The organism is Hydrogenophaga sp. ZJX-1 (assembly GCF_048590325.1).
In the GTDB taxonomy this organism is placed as follows: Bacteria; Pseudomonadota; Gammaproteobacteria; order Burkholderiales; family Burkholderiaceae_C; genus Hydrogenophaga.
This window is the reverse complement of sequence record NZ_JBMBRA010000002.1, coordinates 712970-735864: the sequence shown is the minus strand read 5'-3', so window position 1 is coordinate 735864 and position 22895 is coordinate 712970. Positions and strand designations below refer to the sequence as shown.

Annotated in this window: 19 protein-coding genes; 16 read left to right on the top strand and 3 right to left on the bottom strand. The window is 66.9% G+C overall.

What is annotated here, in order from left to right:
- Positions 1–145: 145 nt before the first annotated feature.
- The 5 genes from ACN5W5_RS08180 (at position 146) to ACN5W5_RS08160 (ending at position 9677) form a co-directional block, all read left to right on the top strand.
- Complete coding sequence (locus tag ACN5W5_RS08180) at positions 146–3736, top strand: indolepyruvate ferredoxin oxidoreductase family protein (RefSeq protein WP_420048030.1); 3591 nt, start codon at positions 146–148, stop codon at positions 3734–3736.
- Between the two features lie 161 nt (positions 3737–3897).
- Positions 3898–4218: a preprotein translocase subunit YajC gene (gene yajC / locus ACN5W5_RS08175; RefSeq protein ID WP_420048029.1), complete on the top strand. Its 321-nt coding sequence runs from the start codon at positions 3898–3900 to the stop codon at positions 4216–4218.
- Positions 4219–4356: 138 nt separating this feature from the next.
- On the top strand, positions 4357–6237 hold the full coding sequence (secD, locus tag ACN5W5_RS08170) for a protein translocase subunit SecD (RefSeq protein ID WP_420048028.1): 1881 nt from the start codon (positions 4357–4359) through the stop codon (positions 6235–6237).
- 24 nt (positions 6238–6261) lie between these two features.
- Entirely contained in the window at positions 6262–7218 is a 957-nt protein-coding gene (gene secF / locus ACN5W5_RS08165; RefSeq protein ID WP_420048027.1) for a protein translocase subunit SecF, read from the top strand.
- A 74-nt stretch (positions 7219–7292) separates the two neighbouring features.
- Complete coding sequence (locus ACN5W5_RS08160; protein WP_420048026.1) at positions 7293–9677, top strand: DUF1631 family protein; 2385 nt, start codon at positions 7293–7295, stop codon at positions 9675–9677.
- 116 nt (positions 9678–9793) lie between these two features.
- Here the strand turns inward: ACN5W5_RS08160 and dprA are convergent, their stop codons facing one another.
- On the bottom strand, positions 9794–10888 hold the full coding sequence (gene dprA, locus ACN5W5_RS08155; protein ID WP_420048025.1) for a DNA-processing protein DprA: 1095 nt from the start codon (positions 10886–10888) through the stop codon (positions 9794–9796).
- 6 nt (positions 10889–10894) lie between these two features.
- Positions 10895–12250, bottom strand: coding sequence for a LysM peptidoglycan-binding domain-containing protein (locus ACN5W5_RS08150; RefSeq protein WP_420048024.1), 1356 nt, complete (start codon positions 12248–12250; stop codon positions 10895–10897).
- Between the two features lie 265 nt (positions 12251–12515).
- On the opposite strand from ACN5W5_RS08150, the gene def reads away from it, so the two are divergent.
- From def to ACN5W5_RS08105, 9 genes are all read left to right on the top strand, one after another.
- Entirely contained in the window at positions 12516–13037 is a 522-nt protein-coding gene (gene def / locus ACN5W5_RS08145) for a peptide deformylase (RefSeq protein ID WP_420048023.1), read from the top strand.
- The gene (locus ACN5W5_RS08140) at positions 13034–13534 is read left to right on the top strand and encodes a hypothetical protein (RefSeq protein WP_420048022.1); all 501 of its coding nucleotides are present in this window, start codon (positions 13034–13036) and stop codon (positions 13532–13534) included. Before def ends, ACN5W5_RS08140 begins: the two co-directional genes overlap by 4 nt.
- Before the next feature lie 54 nt (positions 13535–13588).
- Positions 13589–14584, top strand: coding sequence for a methionyl-tRNA formyltransferase (gene fmt, locus ACN5W5_RS08135; RefSeq protein WP_420048021.1), 996 nt, complete (start codon positions 13589–13591; stop codon positions 14582–14584).
- On the top strand, positions 14584–15327 hold the full coding sequence (locus ACN5W5_RS08130) for an AzlC family ABC transporter permease (RefSeq protein WP_210826580.1): 744 nt from the start codon (positions 14584–14586) through the stop codon (positions 15325–15327). Before fmt ends, ACN5W5_RS08130 begins: the two co-directional genes overlap by 1 nt.
- Positions 15320–15655, top strand: coding sequence for an AzlD domain-containing protein (locus ACN5W5_RS08125; protein WP_177133368.1), 336 nt, complete (start codon positions 15320–15322; stop codon positions 15653–15655). The genes ACN5W5_RS08130 and ACN5W5_RS08125 overlap by 8 nt, the downstream gene beginning before the upstream one ends.
- A 190-nt stretch (positions 15656–15845) precedes the next feature.
- Positions 15846–16580 (top strand): glycosyltransferase family 2 protein, encoded by a 735-nt coding sequence (locus ACN5W5_RS08120; RefSeq protein ID WP_420048020.1) that lies wholly within the window; start codon positions 15846–15848, stop codon positions 16578–16580.
- On the top strand, positions 16570–17253 hold the full coding sequence (locus ACN5W5_RS08115; RefSeq protein ID WP_420048019.1) for a TVP38/TMEM64 family protein: 684 nt from the start codon (positions 16570–16572) through the stop codon (positions 17251–17253). The genes ACN5W5_RS08120 and ACN5W5_RS08115 overlap by 11 nt, the downstream gene beginning before the upstream one ends.
- Complete coding sequence (locus ACN5W5_RS08110; protein ID WP_420048018.1) at positions 17246–18982, top strand: ArnT family glycosyltransferase; 1737 nt, start codon at positions 17246–17248, stop codon at positions 18980–18982. Before ACN5W5_RS08115 ends, ACN5W5_RS08110 begins: the two co-directional genes overlap by 8 nt.
- Complete coding sequence (locus ACN5W5_RS08105) at positions 18979–19989, top strand: NAD-dependent epimerase/dehydratase family protein (RefSeq protein WP_420048017.1); 1011 nt, start codon at positions 18979–18981, stop codon at positions 19987–19989. The genes ACN5W5_RS08110 and ACN5W5_RS08105 overlap by 4 nt, the downstream gene beginning before the upstream one ends.
- On the opposite strand, the gene ACN5W5_RS08100 is transcribed toward ACN5W5_RS08105, so the two are convergent.
- Positions 19965–20717, bottom strand: coding sequence for a phosphatase PAP2 family protein (locus tag ACN5W5_RS08100; RefSeq protein WP_420048016.1), 753 nt, complete (start codon positions 20715–20717; stop codon positions 19965–19967). The two genes, ACN5W5_RS08105 and ACN5W5_RS08100, sit on opposite strands and share 25 nt — an antisense overlap.
- A gap of 94 nt (positions 20718–20811) precedes the next feature.
- Between ACN5W5_RS08100 and ACN5W5_RS08095 the strand changes: the two genes are divergently transcribed.
- Entirely contained in the window at positions 20812–21543 is a 732-nt protein-coding gene (locus ACN5W5_RS08095) for a response regulator (RefSeq protein WP_420048015.1), read from the top strand.
- A complete protein-coding gene (locus ACN5W5_RS08090) occupies positions 21540–22895 on the top strand; it encodes a sensor histidine kinase (protein WP_420048014.1) in 1356 nt (451 codons plus the stop codon). Before ACN5W5_RS08095 ends, ACN5W5_RS08090 begins: the two co-directional genes overlap by 4 nt.

The following is a 22895-nucleotide window of genomic DNA, read 5'->3' as shown; positions in this document are numbered from 1 at the left end:
CAAACACGGGCATGAAAAGCAAACACCTGTCAGTGTCCGGGTCATACACTGTGCGGCACACTGAAATCTGCTCGCGCCCACCCGGAGCGACCCGAAAAAGCCCCGCCCACGAGGCGGTTCACCGGCCTTGCCAGGAGACAACAAGATGAACGCCCCACTGCCCGAACACATCCGCCGCGCGCTCGAGACCGTCACGCTGGACGACAAATATTCCCTCGACCACGGCCGCGCCTTCATGAGCGGCGTGCAGGCGCTGGTGAAGCTGCCCATGCTGCAGCGCCAGCGCGACGCGCTGCAGGGCAAGAACACGGCGGGCTTCATCAGCGGGTACCGCGGTTCGCCGCTCGGCGGCTACGACCAGGCCCTGCAGAAGGCGGCGCCCTATCTGAAGCAGCAGAACATCGTCTTCCAGCCGGGCGTGAACGAGGAGCTGGCGGCGACCGCGCTCTGGGGCACGCAGCAACTGGGTTTCGCACCGCCCGGCTCCAACAAGTTCGACGGCGTGTTCGGCATCTGGTACGGCAAGGGCCCGGGCGTGGACCGCTGTTCCGACGTGTTCAAGCACGCCAACATGGCTGGCACCACGCCCTGGGGCGGCGTGATCGCGGTGGCGGGTGACGACCACGTGGCCAAGAGCAGCACCGCCGCGCACCAGAGCGACCACATCTTCAAGGCCTGCGGCCTGCCGGTGTTCTTCCCCACCAGCGTGCAGGACATCCTGGACCTGGGGCAGCACGCCATCGCCATGAGCCGCTTCAGCGGCGTCTGGGCCGGCATGAAGACGATCCAGGAGATCGTCGAGTCCAGCGCCACGGCGATGATCGACCCCGAGCGGGTCGAGATCGTGATCCCTGAATTCGACATGCCGCCCGGTGGCTTGCACATCCGCTGGCCCGACGCCGCGCTGGACCAGGAAGCGCGCCTGTTCGACTTCAAGTGGTACGCCGCGCTGGCCTACATCCGCGCCAACAAGCTCAACCACAACGTGATCGCCGGACCGAACGACCGCTTCGGCATCATCGCCAGCGGCAAGGCCTTCAACGACACGCGACAGGCGCTGCTGGACCTGGGTCTGGACGACGCCACCTGCCGCCGCATCGGCCTGCGCCTGCACAAGGTCAATGTGGTCTGGCCGCTGGAAGCGCAGACCACGCGCGAGTTCGCCACCGGCCTGCGCGAAATCCTGGTGGTGGAAGAGAAGCGCCAGGTCATCGAATACCAGCTCAAGGAAGAGCTCTACAACTGGCGCGGCGACGTGCGGCCCAACGTGCTGGGCAAGTTCGACGAGGTCGAAGGCGATTTCAGCGGCGGCGAGTGGAGCATGCCCAACCCGAGCGCCCACACCCTGCTGCGCGCCAACGCCGACCTGTCACCGGCCATCATCGCGCGCGCCGTGGCGCGCCGCCTGCGCAAGCTGGGCCTGCCGGAGGACGTGCAGGCGCGCATCGACGCGCAGCTCGCGATCTTGACGGCGCAGGAGCAGTCGATGCAGACCCTGCTGACCAAGGGTGTCGAGGGTGCCGAGCGCCAGCCCTGGTTCTGCTCGGGCTGCCCGCACAACACCAGCACCAAGGTGCCCGAAGGCTCGCGCGCCATGGCCGGCATCGGCTGCCACTTCATGACCATCTGGATGGACCGCGCCACCGTGGGCTTCACGCAGATGGGCGGCGAGGGCGTGCCGTGGATGGGCCAGCAGCCGTTCAGCCACGACCAGCACATGTTCGCCAACCTGGGCGACGGCACCTACTTCCACAGCGGCATCCTGGCGATCCGCCAGAGCATCGTCGCGGGTGTGAACATCACCTACAAGATCCTCTACAACGACGCCGTCGCCATGACGGGCGGCCAGCAGGTGGGCGAACGGCCCGAGGGCCACAGCGTGGTGCAGATCGCGCAGAGCATGCGCGCCGAGGGCGCGGTGAAGATCACCATCGTGACCGACGAGCCGGAGAAATACGCGTCGGTTCAGGGTCTGCCCAGCGGCATCGCGATCCAGCACCGCGACACGCTGGACGCGGTGCAGCGCGAGTTCCGCGAGATCAAGGGCACCACGGTCATCATCTACGACCAGACCTGCGCCACAGAAAAACGCCGCCGCCGCAAGCGCGGCACCCTGGTGGACCCGGCCGAGCGCGTGGTGATCAACGAGCTGGTGTGTGAGGGCTGTGGCGACTGCAGCGTGCAGAGCAACTGCCTGTCGGTGGAGCCGCTGGAGACCGAGTTCGGCCGCAAGCGCACCATCAACCAGAGCAGCTGCAACAAAGATTTTTCTTGCGTCAAAGGCTTCTGCCCGAGCTTCGTCACTGTCGAGGGCGGACAACTGCGCAAGAAGGACAAGAAGGCCGGTGCGCCGGAATGGACCGGCGGCGTGGTGCCGCAACCGACCCTGCCCGCGCTCGACGCCGAGGCCTGGGGCATCATCGTCGCCGGTGTCGGTGGCACCGGCGTCATCACCATCGGCCAGCTGCTGGGCATGGCGGCGCACATCGAAGGCAAGGGCATCGTCACGCAGGACGCGGCGGGTCTGGCGCAAAAGGGCGGCGCGACCTGGAGCCACGTGCTGATCGGCGCGCACCAGGACGCCATCCGCACCACGCGGGTCTCGGCCGCCTCGGCCGACCTCGTGATCGGCTGCGACCCCATCGTCGCGGCGCACAAGGACACCTGGCTGCGCCTGCGCGCGGGCCGCAGCCACGTTGCGCTCAACGCCAGTGCCACGCCCACGGCCGCCTTCGTGACCAACCCGGACTGGCAGAACCCGGCGCAGGCCTGCGTGGACGCGCTGACGCACAGCCTGGGCGCGGACGAGGTGGGCGTGTTCGACGCCGAAGCCGCTTCGACCCGGCTGATGGGTGACAGCATCTACACCAATCCCATGATGCTGGGCTACGCCTGGCAGCGCGGCTGGGTGCCGCTGGGGCACGACGCGCTGATGCGCGCCATCGAACTCAACGCGGTGCAGGTGGACAAGAACAAGGCCGCCTTCGAGTGGGGGCGCCGCGCCGCGCACGCGCCGCAGGCCATGGCCGCGCTGCTGGCACCGGCCGGCGCGGGTGCGCAGGTGATCCAGTTCAAGAAGCGCGAAAGCGTGGCCGAGCTGATCGCGCGCCGCGTCGAGTTCCTCACCGGTTACCAGAACGCCGCCTACGCCGCCGACTACCAGCATTTCGTGGAGAAGGTGCGGGCGGTGGAAGCGCCGCTGGGCAAATCGACCCTGACCGCGGCGGTGGCGCGTTACCTCTTCAAGCTGATGGCCTACAAGGACGAGTACGAGGTGGCGCGGCTGCACAGCGACCCGGCCTTCCACGCCCGGCTGGCGAGCCAGTTCGAGGGCGACTTCAAGCTGCGGGTGCACCTGGCGCCGCCGCTGATCGCAAAGAAGAACAACAAGGGCGAGCTGGTCAAGCAGAAGTTCGGCCCCTACATGTTCACCGTCTTCCGCTGGCTGGCGAAGTTCAAGGGCCTGCGCGGCACGGCGCTGGACATCTTCGGCCGCACCGAAGAGCGCCGCACCGAGCGCGCCCTGATCGGCGAATACCGCGAGGCCATCGAGTCGCTGCTGGACACGCTGGACGCCGGCAACCACGCGCTGGCGCTGGAGATCGCCAGCGTGCCCGAGCAGATCAAGGGCTACGGCCATGTGAAGGCGCGCAACCTGGCGGCGGCGAGCAGCCGATGGGCGGCGTTGCGGGATCAGTGGCGCAACGGCGAGACAACCGAAGTCCGGGTGGCCTGAGTGCCCTGGCGGTTGATGGCGGCGGGGCCTCTGGCCAACGCCGCACGCCTCGAGAGGGGGCGACATACAATCCGAGGCTGAGTCCGGACCGCCCGGGTGACCTGTGTTCAGGCCGCCCGGGCATTTCGCGTTTTTGTTCTGAAAATTGTTGGAGATTCCCCGTGTTCATTTCTTCTGCTTACGCCCAGACTGCTGCCGGCGGCGACACCCAGTCCACCATCATGGGCCTGCTGCCCCTGGTGCTGATGTTCGTGGTGCTCTATTTCGTGATGATCCGCCCGCAGATGAAGCGCCAGAAGGAGCACAAGGCCATGGTCGAAGCGCTGGCCAAGGGCGACGAAGTCGTGACCGCCGGTGGTTTCCTGGGCAAGGTGTCCAAGATCGGTGAAGCCTATATCGGTGTGGAACTCGCCGACGGCGTGGAAGTCCAGATGCAGCGTTCTGCCGTGACGCAAGTGCTGCCCAAGGGAACGATCAAGTAAGCCCACCCCCGCGCCGGGCTCACTGCGTGGCCCGTCACCCCCTCAAGGGGCAATGCGAGCGGCCCGGCGGATCCGGTTCCGCCGCATTCTGGAAGACTCCCCCTCCGCTCTCCGCTGCCGCACTCGAAGCGATTCAACATGAATAGATATCCGATCTGGAAGTACCTGATCATCGCGGTGGCGCTGGTGATCGGGGCTTTGTATGCCCTGCCCAACCTGTTCGGCGAGTCGCCTGCGGTGCAGGTGTCGGCCGCGCGGACGGCGGTGAAGGTGGATCTGTCGACCGTCACGCGGGTGGAGCAGGCGCTGAGCGCGCAGGGTCTTGTGGCTTCGACGGTGCAGTTCGAGGGCACTTCGGTGCGGGCGCGGTTCGAAGACACCGATACCCAGCTGAAGGCGCGTGACGCCATCGAGCGCGCGCTCAACCCGGATCCGGCAGACCCGGGCCATGTGGTCGCGCTCAGTCTGTTGCCACGCACCCCTTCGTGGTTGGCGGCGCTGGGCGCGTCGCCCATGTACCTGGGGCTGGACCTGCGCGGCGGCGTGCACTTCATGCTGCAGGTGGACATGCCGGCTGCGCTGCAGCGCCGTGCGGACGTGCTCGCGGGTGACCTGCGCACCGCGCTGCGCGAGAAGAACGTGCGCCACGGCGGCGTGAACCGCAACGGGGTCAACATCGAGGTGCGCGCGCGCGATGCCGCCACGCTGGAAGCGGCGCGCGCCGTGATCCAGGACCAGTTCCCGGATCTGGTGTCCAGCGAAACCCCTGAGGGCAGCGAGTTCCGGCTGGTGGCCACGATCAAGCCGGAAGCCGCGCGCTCGGTGCAGGACCAGGCGCTCAAGCAGAACATCACCACGCTGCACAACCGCATCAACGAGCTGGGCGTGGCCGAACCGGTGATCCAGCAGCAAGGAGCTGACCGCATCGTGGTGCAGCTGCCCGGCGTGCAGGACACGGCCAAGGCCAAGGACATCCTGGGCCGCACCGCGACGCTGGAGATGCGCCTGGTGGACGAGAGCACCGAGGGGCGCGCCGCCGCCGATGGCACCGGGCCGGTGCCTTTCGGTGCGGACCGCTTTCCGACGCGGGACGGGCGCGCGGCGATCGTCAAGAAACAGGTGCTGGCCACGGGCGAGAACCTGACCGATGCGCAGGCGGGCTTTGATTCGCAGCAGCAGGAACCGAGCGTGACGCTCTACATGGACGCCAAGGGCGGGCGCGTCATGCGTGACGTCAGCCGCGAGAACATCGGCAAAGGCATGGCGATCATCCTGTTCGAAAAGGGCAAGGGTGAGGCAATTTCCGTGGCGACGATCCGCGGTGAGCTGGGCAACCGGTTCCAGATCTCGGGCAGCATGAACATCAACGAGGCCAACGACCTGGCGCTGCTGCTGCGCGCGGGTTCGCTGGCCGCGCCGATGGAGATCATCGAAGAGCGCACCATCGGCCCGAGCCTGGGCGCAGACAACATCGCCAAAGGCTTCAACAGCGTGATCTGGGGCTTTGCCGTGATCGTGCTGTTCATGTGCGCTTATTACATGCTGTTCGGCGTGTTTTCCAGTCTGGCGCTGGGTTTCAACCTGGTGTTGCTGGTGGCTGTGCTGTCCATGCTGCAGGCCACCCTGACGCTGCCGGGCATTGCCGCCATGGCGCTCGCCCTGGGTATGGCCATCGACTCCAACGTGCTGATCAACGAGCGCGTGCGCGAGGAGCTGCGCAACGGCGCGGCGCCGCAGTCGGCCATCAACGCGGGTTACGAGCACGCCTGGGGCACGATCCTGGACTCCAACGTCACGACCCTGATCGCGGGTGTGGCGCTGCTGGCCTTCGGTTCGGGTCCGGTGCGCGGCTTTGCCGTGGTGCACTGCATCGGCATCCTGACCAGCATGTTCTCGTCGGTGGTGTTTTCTCGCGGACTGGTCAACCTCTGGTACGGCCGTCAGAAGAAGCTCAAGACCGTGTCGATCGGCACCGTGTGGCGGGCCGGCGGCAAGGCGCCTTCGATCAAGGCCGACTGAGCGGCACACCTTCAAGGAACCAGCATGGAGTTTTTCCGCATTCAGAAGGACATCCCGTTCATGAAGCACGCCATCGTGCTGAACGCGATTTCCGCCATCACCTTTGTCGCCGCGGTTGTGTTTCTCGTGATCCGCGGGCTCAACCTGTCGGTGGAATTCACCGGCGGCACGGTCATGGAAGTGGCCTACGAGCAGCCGGCCGACCTGGCCGCCGTGCGCCAGGTGGTCGAGTCCCTGGGCTACGCCGATGTGCCGGTGCAGAACTTTGGCTCTTCGCGCGATGTGCTGCTGCGCCTGCCGGTGCAGGTGGGCCAGTCGTCGGGCCAGCAGAGCGAGGCGGCACTGGCTGCGCTCAAGGCGCAGAACCCCACGGTGGAGCTGCGCCGCTCCGAGTTTGTCGGTCCGCAGGTGGGGCAGGAACTGGTGGAGGACGGCCTCAAGGCGCTTGGCTTGGTGATCGTCGGCATCATGATCTACTTGGCGATGCGGTTCGAGTGGAAGTACGCCGTTTCGGCCATCATCGCCAACCTGCACGACGTGATCATCATCCTGGGCTTTTTTGCCTTCTTCCAGTGGGAGTTTTCGCTGGCGGTGCTGGCGGCGGTGCTGGCGGTGCTGGGCTATTCGGTCAACGAATCTGTGGTGATTTTTGATCGCATCCGTGAGAGTTTCCGTCGTCACCGCAAAAAGACGACGCCGCAGATCATCGACAACGCGATCACCTCCACCATCAGCCGTACGATCATCACCCACGGTTCGACCCAGATCATGGTGCTGTCGATGCTGTTGTTTGGCGGTCCGACGCTGCATTACTTTGCGTTGGCCCTGACCATCGGGATCCTGTTTGGCATCTATTCTTCGGTGTTTGTGGCTGCGGCCATTGCCATGTGGCTGGGCATCAAGCGCGAGGACCTGATCAAGTCGGGCAACAAACCGGCGGAAGCCGATCCCAACGACCCCAACGGGGGGGCCGTGGTTTAAGCGTCAAACACCCCGGACTCAGCCCGCCTGTTCGCCAAAAGTATTGAGTCCTTTCGTGTCATACTGAAACCATCGTGTCCTCTCCTGATCAGCACGTCTCCTCTCTGGCCAAACAGGCGCGTGAACTCTTCGTGGTTCATGTGGGACGGGCGCTTCCCGACCTGGTCAAAACCTGTGAGACGCGACTGGCTGCCATACTCGATCAGGCCGGGCCGGCACGCGAGATGCAGGAACGCCGCGATGCCTGGATGGCGTTCCAGAAAAATCAGACCGCCTGGCTGAACCAGTCCCGCAAGGTGCTGCAGCGCACCCTGCTGCCGCGTTTCACGGCTTCGGGCAGCTCGGTCAACAGCGCGCCCGGGCGGCTGGAGCTGATGGCCGAGGGCGCCATGGATGACCAGATACTTGCGTCTCGACTGGCGATGCGCGTGCTGGATCAGGCCTCCACCGAACTCAATGAACTGCGCCTGCGCATCCAGCACCTGGAAAAGCGCCAGGAGCTGCCGCGTGGCGACGTGCTGCTGCCCGACGTGGTGACGCGCATCCTGGTGGACCAGTGGCTCGATGCGCAGATGACCCGCGAAGGCTGGTTGCTGGTGCAGGACGCCCTGGCACCCCCGCTGGCCAAGAGGATGCACGAGGCCTACAAGGCGGCCAACGAATTCCTGGTCTCCAGCGGTGTGATGAAAGAGATCGATCTGCAGGCGCTGGTCAAGCGTGCGCCGGGCAGTCGCTCGGCGGCGCCGGCTGCAGGCGCTGTTGCGGAAGACCGCGGTGGCGTCGAGGGCAAGCGGGGGGCCGCGCAGGTCAGCGATGAACGTGGCGGATTTGCCAGGCAGAACGGTGCGGATTCCGGGGGGCAGGCTGGCATGGGTTCGCAGCGGGGCGGGATGACCTCCTCGGGCATGGGTGTGCATGACGAAACCCGCATGATGACCAGCGCTTCGCCCCTGGCGAGGGCCCGCATGCGGGCTCAGGGCGTGGTCGGGCGGCTCAAGCGCATGCTGATCGACCGCGTGGGCGGTGATTTTGAGGCGACGCAGTTGCTGCCGCCTTCGCCCCAACTGGTGCAGGCGATGCAGCGCATCGCCCCTGTGGTCAGTGTCGACTCTGGTCTGCCGCAGACGGGCAGCACAGGCTCGGGCGTGGTGTATGCGGACGCCTCACACGTCGAGCGTGCGGCCACGGCCCTGCGCCAGCGCACCGTTGAGCTCAAGCAGGCCGCCGAGACGCCCACCGAAAAGGCCACCATCGAGGTGGTGGCGCTGATGTTCCAGAGCATCCTGGCCGAGGAGCGCATCCCGGCCACCGTGCGGGTCTGGTTTGCCCGGTTGCAGATCCCGGTGCTGCGGGTGGCGCTGGCCGAGCCCGAATTTTTCAGTGCCCTGCAGCACCCGGCGCGTCGCCTGATCGACCGCATGGGTTCCTGTGTCATGGGCTTCGAATCCAATGTCACCTCGACCGCGCTGGAGATGGAAATCAAACGCGTGGTGCAGGTGATCGAACAGTACCCGGAAACCGGACGCCGGGTGTTCCAGCTGGTGTTCGACGAATTCCAGAAGTTTCTCTCGACCTACCTCAGTGGGCAGGGCAACGCCAGCCGGTTTGTCACGGTGGCCCAGCAGGTGGAGCAGAAGGAAACGCTGTCCGTGCAATACACCATCGAGCTGCGGAAGTTGCTCGACGACGTGCCGGTGCGCGACGAAGTGCGCGAGTTTCTGTTCAAGGTCTGGGTCGAGGTGCTGGCGGTGGCCAGTGTCAAGTTCGGCCTCAAGCACGAAGAAACCGCATCGCTCAAGCGGGTGGCGTCCGATCTGTTGTGGGCGGCGAGTGCCAAACCCAACCGCAATGACCGCGCCCGGGTGATTCAACAACTGCCCAGCATCCTGCAGCGCTTGCGCCAGGGCATGGGTTTGCTGGGCTACCCGGCCGGTCTCCAGGACCAGCACATCAAGTCGGTCAGCGACACCTTGGCCGATGCGTTCATGTCGCGCACCGAGCCGATCCCGCAGGAGCGGCTGGACAAGCTGTCCGATCGCCTGGCGCACCTCGAAGACTACCTGCCGGAAAACGGGGGGGGCGATCTGGATCTGGACAACGAGAGCATCGAGATGATCACCGGCGTGGACGCCAGCAACATCGAGGTGATCAAGCAGGGCGGCAGCCAGCCGAACGAGGCGATGCGCGCCTGGGCCGTCGAGCTCCAGATCGGCTCGTGGTTTGGTCTGGACCACAACGGCAAGCTCAACAGCGTGCAGCTCGCCTGGCGCAGCGACCGTGGCCAGCTGTACCTGTTTGTCACCAACAGCGGGCGTTGCTTCCTCGTGCAGGCCAATCGCGTGGCGGCCTATCTGCAGGCGGGCCTGCTGGTGCCGAGCGAAGACGAGGCGCTGACCGTGCGCGCCACGCGCGATGCGCTGGCCAAGCTGGACGCGAACCCCGAGAGACTATTGGGATGACCCCCGCCGCGCTTCGCGCAACCCCCTGAAGGGGGCGATGCGAGTGGCCCGGCAAAGCCGGTTCCTCCGCATCCTGGGTTGTGACACCGCGCTCCGACGTTCTTGTCTCGTGCCGCTCAACTCCGGCTGGTTCGCTGCAACAAGCCACCCGGGAGCCGCCCCACCCAACCGTCCAGTTCCAGTTCCAGCAAGCGTGCCTGCAGGGTCGCGGTGTCGAGGCCGGTGCGGGCCTGCAGGGCGTCGAGGCTGACCGGGTCGTGACCCAGCGCGTCGAGCAGGTCGTCGTCGGGTGGCGCCGTGGTTGACCCTTCTTCCGGAGTCGCCGGAGCACCCAGTTGAAGGTCTTCCAGGATGTCCTGCGCCGACTCGACCAGCTTGGCGCCCTGGCGGATGAGCGAGTGACAGCCCCTGGCCTGTGGGGCGTGGATCGAACCGGGGATGGCAAACACCTCGCGGCCTTGTTCGGCGGCCATGCGGGCGGTGATGAGCGAACCCGATTGCAGTGCCGCCTCCACCACCAGGGTGCCTTGCGACAGGCCGGCAATGATGCGGTTGCGTTGCGGGAAGTTGGCCGGCAGCGGGGACGTGCCCAGCGGGAATTCGCTGATCAGGGCGCCGCGCTCGGCGATGCGGTGGGCGAGGTTCAGGTGCCGTTTGGGGTAGACGCGGTCCAGGCCGGTGCCGACCACGGCGATGGTCCGGGCGCCGGCCGCCAGAGCTCCTTCATGCGCGGCGCCGTCGACGCCGAGTGCGAGACCGGACACGATGCACAGGCCGGCCTGGCCCAGCGCCTGGGCAAACTGGTGGGCGTTGGCCGCGCCCTGGTGGGTGGGGTTGCGGCTGCCGACGATGGCGAGCTTGTTCGGGTGGCTCAGGGCGTCCAGATCGCCCAGCGCATACAGCAGTACCGGTGGATCGGCGATCTGCAGGAGCGCGGACGGGAAGCGCGCGTCGCCCAGCGTCAGCAGGTGGTGACGGTCTGACTCAGCCAGCCAGGTTTGCAGCCGCTCCAGCGCAGGTTCGAGTTCTTCGGGAATCTCTTGCAGGGCTTCGGCGATGCGGGCACCGACGACGGTCTGCAGGGCCGCCAGGCTTTGCGCAAAAACGGCCTGCGGCAGTCCAAACGCGGCCAGCAGCTTGCGTGCTGTCTCGTTCCCGACACCAGGGGTCAGCAGCAGCCTCAGCCAGGCGGCCAGCTCTTCTCTGGCCATCGGGCGTCAGGGGTTGACGAAGCGGTCGCCCACCTTGACACCATCGTTGATCTCCAGGACCAGCGCGTAGGACACTTTGTCGAAGGTGCGGAAGACCATCATCAGGCCGTTGCGTTCGCCCGGCAGGCGCATCGTCGGGCGGCTTTCGTCGGTCTTGTCGACGATCTGGCTGGTATCGCGCAGCAGGGCCAGCACATGGCCGTTTTCCATGCCGTGCTCCCGACCGCGGTTGATGGCCACGACCTGGTTCTGTGCCGCAAACGTCACCGCGTTGCCGTAAACCGAGACGATCTGCCCCTTCTGGACACTGCCGGGTGCGCGAGGGACGTAGTTGCTGAACTCGCGCGGCGGCTCGGGCAGCAGGCGGTCGCCCACGCGCATTTCCTCTTTGGCCTGCACGATGTCGATGGTGGCGGGCACCAACTCCGACGCCGGGGCAGCAGAGGCCGTGACGGTGTTGGCCATCTGCACCCGCTCGACGTTGGCCGGGTTGTCAAAGGCGGGTTTGTAGACATCGGCCTTGACAGGCTGCGGTGCGGCGCCAGGCGCTGGCGGCACCTCGACGTTGATCCGACTCTCTGCCCGGCTGAGGTAGGCTTTGCCCACGTATTGCGCTTCGTAGGCAATGACTTCGCCGGTAGCGGGGTCCTTCAGCGGCACCGCATTGCGGAAGACACGGAAGTTGCGGGGCTTGCCTGCGGCCAGGCTCAGCGCGTCCGTTGAGGCACCGGCTCCGTCGCCGTAGCTGCCACGCGCGTAGGCCCGGTCGCCGAGGCTGAGCAGCACGCGGTTTTCAGGGGTGGCGACGATGCGCGGTGCGCGTGCGAAGGTGGCTTCATCCACGATCAGCGGTTCGGCCAGGAAGGCTTCGATCTGCTGCATCGACACCGGCGGGATGGCGGAGTCGGACAGGCTCTCGGAGCGGATGCGGGGCGAGACACGCACGGTGGCGGTTTCGCCGCTGCCCGGACGGCGGGTGCTCAGGCGGGCGCGGCCACCGGTCTTGTCGAGGTAGAGCACCTGCCCGGGGTAAATGCGGTGCGGGTTCTTGATGTCATCGAGGTTCATGCCCCAGAGCTCGGGCCAGCGCCACGGACTTTTCAGGAACATGCCGGAGATGCGCCACAGCGTGTCACCACGTACGACGGTGTGGCTGTCGGGGGCATTGGGAGCCAGTTCGGACAGCGGTACGCCCGTCTCGGCGACCTGGTTGGCCGTTGCCCGCTGCCCAGCGGTGATGGGATAGTTCTGCGCCCAGGCGCTGTTGCTGACCAGCGCGGCGAGCAGGACGGCGGCCCCCGCCAGCGGATGCAGGCGATGCGGCGAACGGTGTTGGGCGGTCGGACAGGTGTTCAATGGCATGTGTGGGCCCCTGGGGCAGACGCCATCGCCTCGGAGGTCCACAAGGGCCGGGACCGGGGTGAGACGGCGCTTTTTATCTTGACAAGTCGCATTTGATTTTGCGCCCAAGCCCTTGATTAGGCAATGTTTATGGCATTTGGGCCGTGCGGGCGCCGCCAAAAGTGGCGAAAATAACGACAAACCCTCAACCTTGTCACTGCAGCGCCCGACCCGGCGTGGAGGCGGTGATCTGGAACGTCCGTCCCATTTTTGACTCCACCGAGACATGAATCCGCCTGAGCTGCTCAACATCCTGCGTTACCCCGACCCGCGCCTGCACACCGTTGCCCGGCCGGTGGTGGCGGTGGACGCCCGCATCCACCAGCTGATCGCGCGCATGTTTGCCACCATGTACGACGCCAGCGGCATTGGCCTGGCCGCCACGCAGGTGGATGTGCACGAGCGGCTGATCGTGATCGATGTGAGCGAAACCCGCGATCAGCCGCTCGTGCTGATCAATCCTGTGATCGAGTGGTCCAGCCCCGAAACCCGCAAGGGTGAAGAAGGCTGTCTGTCCGTGCCCGGCATTTACGACGGCGTGGAGCGCTCGATCGCCGTGCGCGTGCGCGCGCTCGACGGCAACGGGGTGGAGCGCACGCTGGAGGCCGAAGACATGCTCGCGGTATGCATCCAGCACGAGATGGACCACCTGATGGGCAAGGTGTTTGTGGAATACCTCTCGCCACTCAAGCGCAACCGCATCAAGAGCAAGCTGGTCAAGGCGCAACGCGAAACGGAGCGGGCATGAACATCGCGTCGGGCATGCGTTACCGACTGCTGGCGCTGGCCTCCGTGCTGGTGTTGCTGGCCGGCTGCGCGGGCATGCCCGAACGCGTGCCCCAGGGCAGCACCCGGGCACAGATCGAACAGCGGCTCGGCCGGCCGACGGCGGAACACCGCTTGCCCGACGGCACGCGCCTTCAGTATTCCCGCCAGCCGGCCGGCGCGCAGGTCTACAACCTCGACCTGGGGCCGGACGGGCGCTTGCGCAGGATGGAGCAGGTCATGGATGTGGCCTGGCTGGAGCGCATCGAGGTCGGACGCTGGACGCGTGACGATGTCTTGTTGCACCTGGGGCGTCCTGCGTGGGTGGAACAGGTGGCGCGGTTTGATGGCGACATCTGGACCTACCGCGTGATCGAACACGTCTGGCAGCGCCGGGTACACATCCATCTGAGCCCGGCGGGCGTGGTGCAGAAAGTGATGTACTCCGACGAACCGATGCCCGACGACCGGATGCCCTGAGCGGCAGTCCGCGGCGCCCGATGTGGGCGTCCGGCCTCTTTATTTCTTCATCGCATGAAAATCATTTTTGCCGGCACGCCGGAGTTCGCCCGCGTGGCGCTGGAAGGGCTGCTTGCGGCCGGGTTTGAGATTCCATTGGTGCTGAGCCAGCCGGACCGTCCGGCGGGGCGCGGCATGAAGCTGCAGGCTTCTCCCGTCAAGCAGTGCGCGCTGGCGCACGGCCTGGCGGTGGCGCAGCCGCGCAGCCTGCGCCTGGATGGCAAGTTTCCCGAAGACGCCGCAGCGGCGCGCGCCGCGATCCGCGCTGCGAACGCCGACGCGATGGTCGTCGCCGCCTACGGCCTGATCCTGCCGCAATGGGTGCTGGACGCGCCGCGACTGGGATGTTTCAACATCCACGCTTCGCTGCTGCCGCGCTGGCGCGGTGCGGCGCCGATCCACCGCGCCATCGAGGCTGGCGACCAGCACACCGGGGTGACCATCATGCAGATGGACGCCGGGCTCGACACCGGCGACATGCTGCTGGTCGAGCGCCTGCCCATCGCGGCCGACGACAGCACCGGCAGCCTGCACGACCGTCTGGCTGTTCTGGGCGGGCGCCTGATGGTGGAGGCGCTGGAGATGGCGGCTTGCGGCGGCCTGCGCCCGGTACCCCAGCCGGCCGACGGCGTGACCTACGCGCACAAGATCGAGAAGGCCGAGGCGGCCATCAACTGGGCCTTGCCCGCGGCCGTGATCGCGCGCCGCGTGCGCGCCTTCAATCCTTTTCCCGGCGCGAGCACGGCACTGGCGGGTGAGGCGATCAAGGTCTGGGCGGCGCACGTCGAAACCGACAGCGTTGCAGATGCGGGTGCGGCTGTGCCGGGACAGGTGCTGGCCGTCGAGCCCCAGGGTATCCGGGTCATGACGGGCGACGGCGTGCTGGTGCTCGACGAGTTGCAGCGCGCGGGTGGCAAGCGCCTGCCCGCGGCGGACTTCCTGCGCGGTTTTGCGCTCACGCCCGGGCAGGTGCTGGACGCCCCGACCACCGCAACCGTGGCGGCGGCCTGATGTTCTACCTGCGCGAACACCGCCAGCGGGCGGAATTCTGGGAGGGCGTGCGCGACCAGGGCACGGTGGCCATGGGCATCGGTGCCTGGGGCCTGATGACCGGCGTGGCCATGGTCAAGTCGGGGCTGTCGGTGCTCGAAGCCTTGTTGATGACGTTGATCGTCTACGCGGGCAGCGCCCAGCTCGCGGCCGTTCCGATGATCGCGGCGGGCGCGCCGCTGTGGGTGATCCTGACCGCTGCCTTCTGCGTCAACCTGCGTTTCGTCGTTTTCTCGGCGCATCTGCGACCCTACCTGATGCACCTGCCGCGCTGGCAGCGGCTGGTCAGCGGTTACGTGACCGGTGACCTGAGCTATGTGTTTTTCGCGCGCCGTTTTCCCAAACCCGGCCAGTCACCCGACGAACTCGCGCGCCAGCAGGCCTACCTGATGGGCAACTGCGCGGTCAACTACATCGCCTGGATGCTGGCCAGTGTGGTCGGCATCGTGCTCGCCAACGCCATCCCCACCGAATGGGGGCTGGGTTTTGCCGGCATCCTGGCGCTGCTGGGCGTGCTCAGCTCGTTGGCCTCTTCACCGCTGCGCATCGTCTCGGCCGGTGTGGCCGGAGCGGCGGCGGTGGTGGCCTGGGCTTTGCCGCTCAAGCTCAACATCCTGGTGGCCATCGCCAGCGCCGTGGCGATCTGCCTGGTGCTGGAAAAGGCGATGCCGCACCGTCCCGCCGCGGGAGCGCCCCATGTTTGACCTCGACCCCTGGACCCTGCTCACCATCGTGGCGCTGGGGTGCATCACGGTGATCACGCGTGGGTTTTTCTTTCTGTCGGACAAGCCGTGGACCTTGCCGCACTGGGCCCAGCGCGGGCTGCAGTACGCGCCCATCGCCGCTTTGGCCGCTGTCGTGGTGCCCGAGATCGTGATGGCGCAGGGCGAACTGGTGCGCACCTGGCAGGACGCGCGCCTGTTCGCCGCCGCCGCCGGTGGCGCCTGGTTCTACTGGCGCCGCGGTGTGCTGGGCACCATCGTGGCCGGCATGCTGGTGTACCTGCCGCTGCGCATCGGGCTGGGCTGGTGAGTGCGGAGGCGTCTTCTTAAGGCTTCCTAAAGGAAGGTGCGTCAAAATAGGGAGGCAGCGCTTTCGCCGCCGACGGCCTTGTCGGCGCAGCGAAACCGTGTTGCGATATTTGTGAATCTTGATGAAACCCATGACAGACCCCAGGCCGACTGCTGCCTTTCCACCGGCGTCCGGCGATGCCGGACCATTGGTGTCGGTACTGATCCCCGCGAAGGACGAAGCAGGCAACATCGGGGCCCTGGTCGACGAAATCGTCGATGCCCTGCAGCCGACATGCGGCTTTGAAATCGTGCTGGTGGACGATGGCAGCACCGATGGCACCGACCAGCAGTTCCTGCAGCGCTGCCAGGCCCGCGGTGCGCGCGCCCAGCTGCTGCGCCACGAACGCAGCTGCGGGCAGAGCACCGCGATGTGGACCGCTTCGCGCCATGCCCGCGGGCGCTACCTGGTCACCATCGACGGCGACGGGCAGAACGACCCGGCCGACATCCCGGCCCTGGTGCGGCAGGCGCAGGAGCTGGAGGCGGGTGGCGAACACTTCTGCATCGCGGGCTTTCGCCACAAGCGCAAGGACACCGAGTGGAAGAAGATCCAGTCGAAGATCGCCAACGCCGTGCGCCGCCAGATCCTCGATGACGGTGTGCCCGACACGGGTTGCGGACTGAAGCTGATCCCGCGCAGCACCTGGGCCTTGCTGCCGTATTTTGATCACATGCACCGCTACATCCCGGCGTTGGTGCGGCGCGTGGGTGGCCGCATCGCCGTGGTGCCGGTGAACCACCGCCACCGCACGGCCGGGGTGTCCAAGTACACCGCCTGGAACCGTGTGTGGGTGGGCATCGTCGACATGTTTGGCGTGCGCTGGCTGATCCGGCGCAGCAAACAGCCGGTGCTGGAACGGGTGGAAACCGTCGGTGAAATCTAGCGCCAAACTGCTCGTCAAGCCGCTGGGGCTGACGGCTGTGCTGACGCTGGCCTTTGTCTCCCTGCACTACGGCTGGTGGGGCTCCTTCAATGAAGAGGACCTGTTGCGCGGTTTGTTCCAACAGCACTGGAGCATCGCCTGGCCGGTGTTTGCCCTGGGAGCGGTGGTCTATACCGCGGCCGGCGGCCCGCGCCAGGTGCTGGCCTTCGCCTGCGGGTACCTGCTGGGGGGCTGGTGGGGCGGGGTCTTGAGCAGCGTGCTCACCGGCCTGGGTGCTTTGCTGACGATGAGTGTGGTGCGCCACACCGGTTTTGACTGGATCCGTCAGCGCCACAGTGCCCGCATCGATGTCATTCGTCGTGTGCTGGCGCATGACACCTGGCTGTGGATCCTGATCATCCGACTGATGCCGGTGGGCAGCAACCTGCTCACCAACATCGCTGCAGCGCTGGCCGGTCTGAGCCGCCGCGCCGTGTTGCTGGGCAGCCTGCCTGGCTACCTGCCACAGTCGCTGCTGTTCAGTTACGCTGGTCGCGGCTTTGCGCTGCAGGATGGTTCCAAGCTCTGGGTGAGTCTGGCCCTGTTGGCGGTATCGAGCGTTCTGGGCTGGTACCTCTACCACCATGGCTTCAAGCAGCGCCTCGCACAGGTACGTGGAACTCTCGATGATTGACCCAACACCACTTCACGCCGCTTCGCGCGACAAGGCCTGGACCACCGCGCTGTTCATCGGTGCCGCTCTGGTGCTGCTCGCCGGCATTGGCCTGCGCGCACCCTGGCCGGCCGATGAGCCCCGCTTCGCACAGATCGCGCGCGAGATGGTCGAGTCGGGTCAGTGGTTGTTTCCCCTGCGCGGAGGGGAGCCGTATCCGGACAAACCGCCGGTGTTCATGTGGCTGGTGGCGCTGAGCTATTCCCTGACCGGGCAACTCAAGATCGCCTTCCTGCTACCCAGCGCGCTGGCCGCGGCCGGAACACTGTGGCTGGTCCACGACCTGGGGCGCCGTCTCTGGGGTTCGGAGGTCGCACGCTGGGCGGTGCTGGTGTTGCTGTTCACGCCCCAGTTCCTGCTGCAAGCCAAGACGGCACAGATCGATGCGCTGGTGTGTTTCTGGATCACGCTGGGATGCTACGGACTCTTGCGCCATTTTCTGCTCGGTCCGGCCTGGCGTTGGTACGCACTGGCCTGGGTGGCGATGGCCCTGGGCATCATGACCAAAGGCGTCGGGTTTCTGCCAATGTTGTTGCTGATCCCGCTGGCCTTGTGGGCGCGGTCGGAGCGCGCCGCGTCGGCGCCACCGGTGTGGACCCGGCGCGCGTGGATCGGCCCGATGCTGCTGTTGCTCACGCTGGCCGCTTGGCTGGGCCCGATGTTGTGGCAGGTGCAGGCATCGGGCGACGCCGAACTGGCCGCCTACCGCGACAACATCCTGCTGCGCCAGACGGCGGGGCGCTATGCCAATCCCTGGGGCCATTTCAAGCCCTGGCACTACTTCCTGACTTCGGCCATTCCCCTTGTCTGGTTCCCGCTGGCCGTGCTGCTGGTGGCGCAGTGGCGCCGCCTGGTGGCCTTGTTGCGGGAAGACGTTCGCGCCCGCAGCCTGTTCGCCTGGGTTGTGCTGGTGCTGGTGTTCTTCTCGCTGAGCAAGGGCAAGCGGGACGTCTATATCCTGCCGGCGCTGCCCATGCTCTCGCTGGTGGGCGCGGCATTGTGGGCGCGGGTTCAGGAGGCCGGCGCTGGACGCAAGACCGCGGGGGTGCTGCGTGGCGTGTTGCTGGTGCTGGGCATCCTGGTGCTGGTCCTCGGCCTGATCGCTCTGCAGCGACCCGAAGCGCTGGGAGAGAAGGCCAGCGACTACGCCGAAGCCATCGCCGACCTGGCCTGGCCGCTCGTGGTGCTAGGGAGCTTGGTGCTGGCGGCGACCTTGCTGAGCTGGCGCCGGCCGCTGTTTCAGCAGCTGGCGCTGGTGAGTCTGATGTGCTGGGTGTTTGTGGCGTTCTGGGTCTGGCCGGTGATGGACCCGCACCGCACGCCGCGCCAGCTCATGGCCGATCTGGAAACCCGGGTGCCGGGTGAAACCGAGGTCGGTCTGATCGAGTTCAAAGAGCAGTTCCTGTTGTTCTCTCACCGCCCGCTGACCCATTTCAGCTACCTGGCGACGGCGTCTGAGCAGGAGCGGCGTGCCTGGCTGTGGTTGCAGGAAGACCGTACACGGGTGCTGCTCGTGCCCGATGGCCTGGAGCTGGCCTGTTTTGATACTGGTCGCCAGCAGCGGCTGGGCACCGCCCACCGGCGCGACTGGGTGTTGCTCGACGCCACGGCCGCACGTGCCGCTTGCGTGCCGCCAGACAACCGGCAAACCTACACCTGGCAGCCTCGAAGAATGGACATCCTGCAATGAGTCAATCACCGCTTCAGAACGGTCGTGTGCTGGTCACCGGCGCCGCCGGCTTCATCGGTTTCCACCTCTGCCAGCGCCTGCTCGACCAGGGCTTTGAGGTCGAGGGCCTGGACAACCTGAACGCCTACTACGAGCCCTCGCTCAAACAGGCGCGCCTGCAGCAGTTGCTGGACCGGCCTGGCTTCGTGTTCCACCGCCTGGACCTGGCCGACCGCGATGCCATGGCGCGGCTGTTTGCCGAAAACCGCTTCGACGCGGTGCTGCACCTGGCCGCCCAGGCCGGCGTGCGTTATTCCGTCGACCATCCCATGACTTACCTGGACAGCAACCTGGCCGGCATGCTGACGGTGCTGGAGGGGTGTCGTCACAGCGGGGTACGGCACCTGGTCTATGCCTCGTCCAGCTCCATCTACGGCGCGGCGCGCCAGATGCCGCTGCGCGAGGACATGGTCACCGACCAGCCGATCTCGCTCTACGCCGCGAGCAAGAAGGCCAACGAACTCATGGCCTACAGCTACAGCCACCTCTATGGCATCCCGGCCACGGGTCTGCGCCTGTTCACGGTGTACGGCCCTTGGGGACGCCCGGACATGGCCATCTTCAAGTTCGTGCGCGCCGTGCTGGCGGGCCAGCCGATCGATGTGTACAACAACGGCCAGATGCGCCGCGACTTCACCTACGTGGACGACGTGGTTGACGCCGTGCTCAAGGTCATGGCCGTGCCGCCGGTGGCCACGGCAGACGCGCCCGCCCACCGGGTGCTCAACGTGGGCAACAACGGGCCGGTGAGCCTGCTGGACTTCATCGGCTGCATCGAAAAAGCCACGGGCATCAAGGCCATCAAACACTTCATGCCGATGCAGCAGGGCGATGTGCCGGAGACCTGGGCGGACACCACGGCGCTGGAGAAGGGCTTCGGCATCCGCCCGAACACCGATCTGCAGCTCGGTGTGCAGCGTTTTGTGGACTGGTACCGCGGGTACTACGGCGACGCGGCCACTGCCTGATCCGTATCCCCTGCAAGCCAGGGCCGCGCCCCGAGCCAGCCGGCCAGGCTGACGCTGGCGCAAGTCAGCAGCGTCCACAGGGTGTGGCTGGGCGGGTGTGCACCGCGCAGGGTCTGGGCCGCACCGGCGAGCGCACCGGCGAACACCAGAAACATCAGCCAGCGCCAGCCGGTCGCGGCCTGGCGGTGGACCGCCCGGGGCGGCAGCAGCCAGGGCAGGCACAGGGGCAGGAAGGCCAGGGCGCTGGACGCGTGACCGCCGGGGAAGCAGCGGCCAGGCCCCCCGTCCGTGTCCAGGAAGTTCCAGTGCGACACGTAAGACGCGCCGCCGCCGAAGGCCTGCAGCTCCCAGGGGCAGCTGGTGAGGCTGTGGTACTTCACCAGATTCACCGCCAGCAGCGACAGCGCCACCAGCACCACCACGACGAGGCGCTCGCGCCGGTCAATGGCCGGGCCGGGCCAGGTCTGTGGCCACAGCACCCACAGCCCGAGCAGCACGTAGAAGCCCAGAGCGACCTGCCGCAGGCCGTCGTGCAACACCTGTTCCAGCAGCCAGTGGTGGCGCAAGGGAAACCCCTCGGGCGTGCCGATGGCCTGCAGCACGGGCAGGTCCAGGCCCAAGAGGTCCCACAGCAGGGTCAGCACCAGCACCGCCACCAGACCTCTCAGCAGGTGGGTGCCGGGCGGCGAATGGGCCAGCAGGGAACGGGCAGCGGGACGGGTGTGCATGGGGCGCCATCGTGCGCGGCGCACTTTAAGAGAGGCTTAAGCGCGGTCCGGATAATGGAACTCTTTTGTCATCGGGCCCTGGCCCGCCCCTGAAATGCGCGCACTTGTGGTGGAAGACGATCCCGGCATCGCCAGCGGTCTGAGCGATTCGTTGCGCCAGGCGGGTTACGCGGTGGACGTGTGCCCGACCCTGGATGCCGCCTGGGCGGCCCTGGCGGTGGAGCCTTTTGACGTGTTGCTGCTGGATCTGGGCCTGCCCGATGGCGACGGGCTGGACCTGCTGGCGCGCCTGCGCCGCCTCGGTGAACGCAGCCGGGCCCACGAAGCGCTGCCGCGCAGCGACATGCCGGTGCTGATCATGACGGCTCGCGATGGCGTGAGCGACCGCATCAGCGGCCTGGACAGCGGGGCCGACGACTACATCGTCAAACCCTTCGACGCCAACGAACTGCTTGCCCGGCTGCGCGCCATGCTGCGGCGGGCGAGCGGGCGCAGCAAGCCCCTGATCGAACATGGCGATCTGGTGCTCGACCCGGCCACGCGCACGGTGGAGCGCGCCGGGTTGCCTGTGGCACTGGGTGGGCGCGAGTTTGCGCTGTTGCTGACCCTGCTGCAGGCCCGTCCCCAGGTGCTGTCCAAGGCCCGGCTCGAATCGGCGCTGTACGGCTTTGGCGAAGCCCTCGACAGCAACGCGATCGAGGTGCACGTGCACCACCTGCGCCGCAAGCTGGGTGAATCGCTCATCAAGACCGTGCGCGGCGTGGGTTACTTCATTCCCCGCGAAGTGGCCCCCGCCGCCGCGCCGAATCGGTCGGACCCCGAATGAACCCGGTGGCCGCTTCACCATCGCCGCAGCCTGTGCTGCGCCGCTACATCCTGAGCTGGACGCTCGGCGCGCTGCTGCTGGTGTGGCTGACCCTGATTGCCGTGGCCTGGTCCACCGGGTTCCGCGAGGCGCGCAAGTTTTCGGACGGCCAGCTGGTGGCGGTGGCCAAGCTGTGGATCGAAGCCTCGCCCACCGGGGCCAGCCAGAACATGGTTCCGGCGTCGGCCGGTCTGGAGCATGAGTACCTGCAGGATGTCGCCGTGCTGGCCTGGGAGGATGGCCGCCTCGTCGCCGACACCCACCGCATTGCGCCGGGGCTGGACATCACGGACCTGCCCCCGCGGGGGTTCCGCACCCTGACGCTGCAGACCGAACACGGCCTGGGCGACTGGCGCAGCTTCGGCGTGCGCCTGAACATGGACGGACGCGAGCGCCGCGTGCTGGCGCTGATGGACATGAAGAAGCGTGGCGAGCTCGGCAAAGACATAGCCGAACACGTGGCGCAGCCCGCGATCCTGATCCTGCCGCTGGTGGCCCTGCTGCTGTGGTGGACCATCCGGCGCGGTTTGCGCCCGCTGGACCAGCTCTCCAGCGAAGTGGCCGCGCTCGACGGGTTCGCCGGTCAGCGGCTGGACACCCAGCACCGTTTTCGCGAATTCACCAGCACGGTCTCGGCCATCAACACGCTGGTCGATACCCTGCAAAAGCAGGCGCAGCGTGAGCGCGAATTCGCTTCCGACGTGGCGCACGAACTGCGCACGCCGCTGGCGGTCATTGCGCTGCAGGCCCGGGCCGCGCAGGCGGACGCTTCGCCCGAACGCCTGGACCGGCTGGAGCGCGAGGCTCTGCGTGCCGGCCGCATCCTGTCGCAGTTGCTGGACCTGGCGCGGGCGCAGCGTACCGGCAACGGGGGCCCGTCCAACCTGCTGGAGACGCAGGACGTCGAGCTCGGCGAACTCGCGGCGCGTTTGATTTCGAACCATGCGCAGCAGGCGTACGAAACGGGTCACGAGCTGTCGCTGCAGCAGCCCGATCAGCCGGTGCGCGTATCGGCCCAGCCCATGTTGCTGGAGCTGGCCCTGCGCAACCTGATCGAAAACGCCCTGCGCCACACACCCGAAGGCACCCAGGTGTCGGTCGAAGTCTGGCGCTCATCCGACGGATTCGGTGTGTCCGTGTCCGACGACGGTCAACGCGCGGGCTCGGTTGCCGTCGCCGCAGCGTCCGAGCCCGGCCTCGGTCTGGGCCTGCGCCTGGTGGGGCGCATCGCCGAACAGATGGGTGCCACGCTGGAGCGCGATGCGGGCGAGCCGCCCATGAGCACGCGGTTCAATCTGCGCTGGGCACGCTGA

Coding starts and splice junctions, on each gene's coding strand:
- ACN5W5_RS08180 (WP_420048030.1), top strand. CDS start 146: ATGAACGCCCCACTGCCCGAACACATCCGCCGCGCGCTCGAGACCGTC.
- secD (WP_420048028.1), top strand. CDS start 4,357: ATGAATAGATATCCGATCTGGAAGTACCTGATCATCGCGGTGGCGCTG.
- secF (WP_420048027.1), top strand. CDS start 6,262: ATGGAGTTTTTCCGCATTCAGAAGGACATCCCGTTCATGAAGCACGCC.
- dprA (WP_420048025.1), bottom strand. CDS start 10,888: ATGGCCAGAGAAGAGCTGGCCGCCTGGCTGAGGCTGCTGCTGACCCCT.
- ACN5W5_RS08150 (WP_420048024.1), bottom strand. CDS start 12,250: ATGCCATTGAACACCTGTCCGACCGCCCAACACCGTTCGCCGCATCGC.
- def (WP_420048023.1), top strand. CDS start 12,516: ATGAATCCGCCTGAGCTGCTCAACATCCTGCGTTACCCCGACCCGCGC.
- ACN5W5_RS08140 (WP_420048022.1), top strand. CDS start 13,034: ATGAACATCGCGTCGGGCATGCGTTACCGACTGCTGGCGCTGGCCTCC.
- fmt (WP_420048021.1), top strand. CDS start 13,589: ATGAAAATCATTTTTGCCGGCACGCCGGAGTTCGCCCGCGTGGCGCTG.
- ACN5W5_RS08130 (WP_210826580.1), top strand. CDS start 14,584: ATGTTCTACCTGCGCGAACACCGCCAGCGGGCGGAATTCTGGGAGGGC.
- ACN5W5_RS08125 (WP_177133368.1), top strand. CDS start 15,320: ATGTTTGACCTCGACCCCTGGACCCTGCTCACCATCGTGGCGCTGGGG.
- ACN5W5_RS08110 (WP_420048018.1), top strand. CDS start 17,246: ATGATTGACCCAACACCACTTCACGCCGCTTCGCGCGACAAGGCCTGG.
- ACN5W5_RS08105 (WP_420048017.1), top strand. CDS start 18,979: ATGAGTCAATCACCGCTTCAGAACGGTCGTGTGCTGGTCACCGGCGCC.
- ACN5W5_RS08100 (WP_420048016.1), bottom strand. CDS start 20,717: ATGCACACCCGTCCCGCTGCCCGTTCCCTGCTGGCCCATTCGCCGCCC.
- ACN5W5_RS08095 (WP_420048015.1), top strand. CDS start 20,812: ATGCGCGCACTTGTGGTGGAAGACGATCCCGGCATCGCCAGCGGTCTG.
- ACN5W5_RS08090 (WP_420048014.1), top strand. CDS start 21,540: ATGAACCCGGTGGCCGCTTCACCATCGCCGCAGCCTGTGCTGCGCCGC.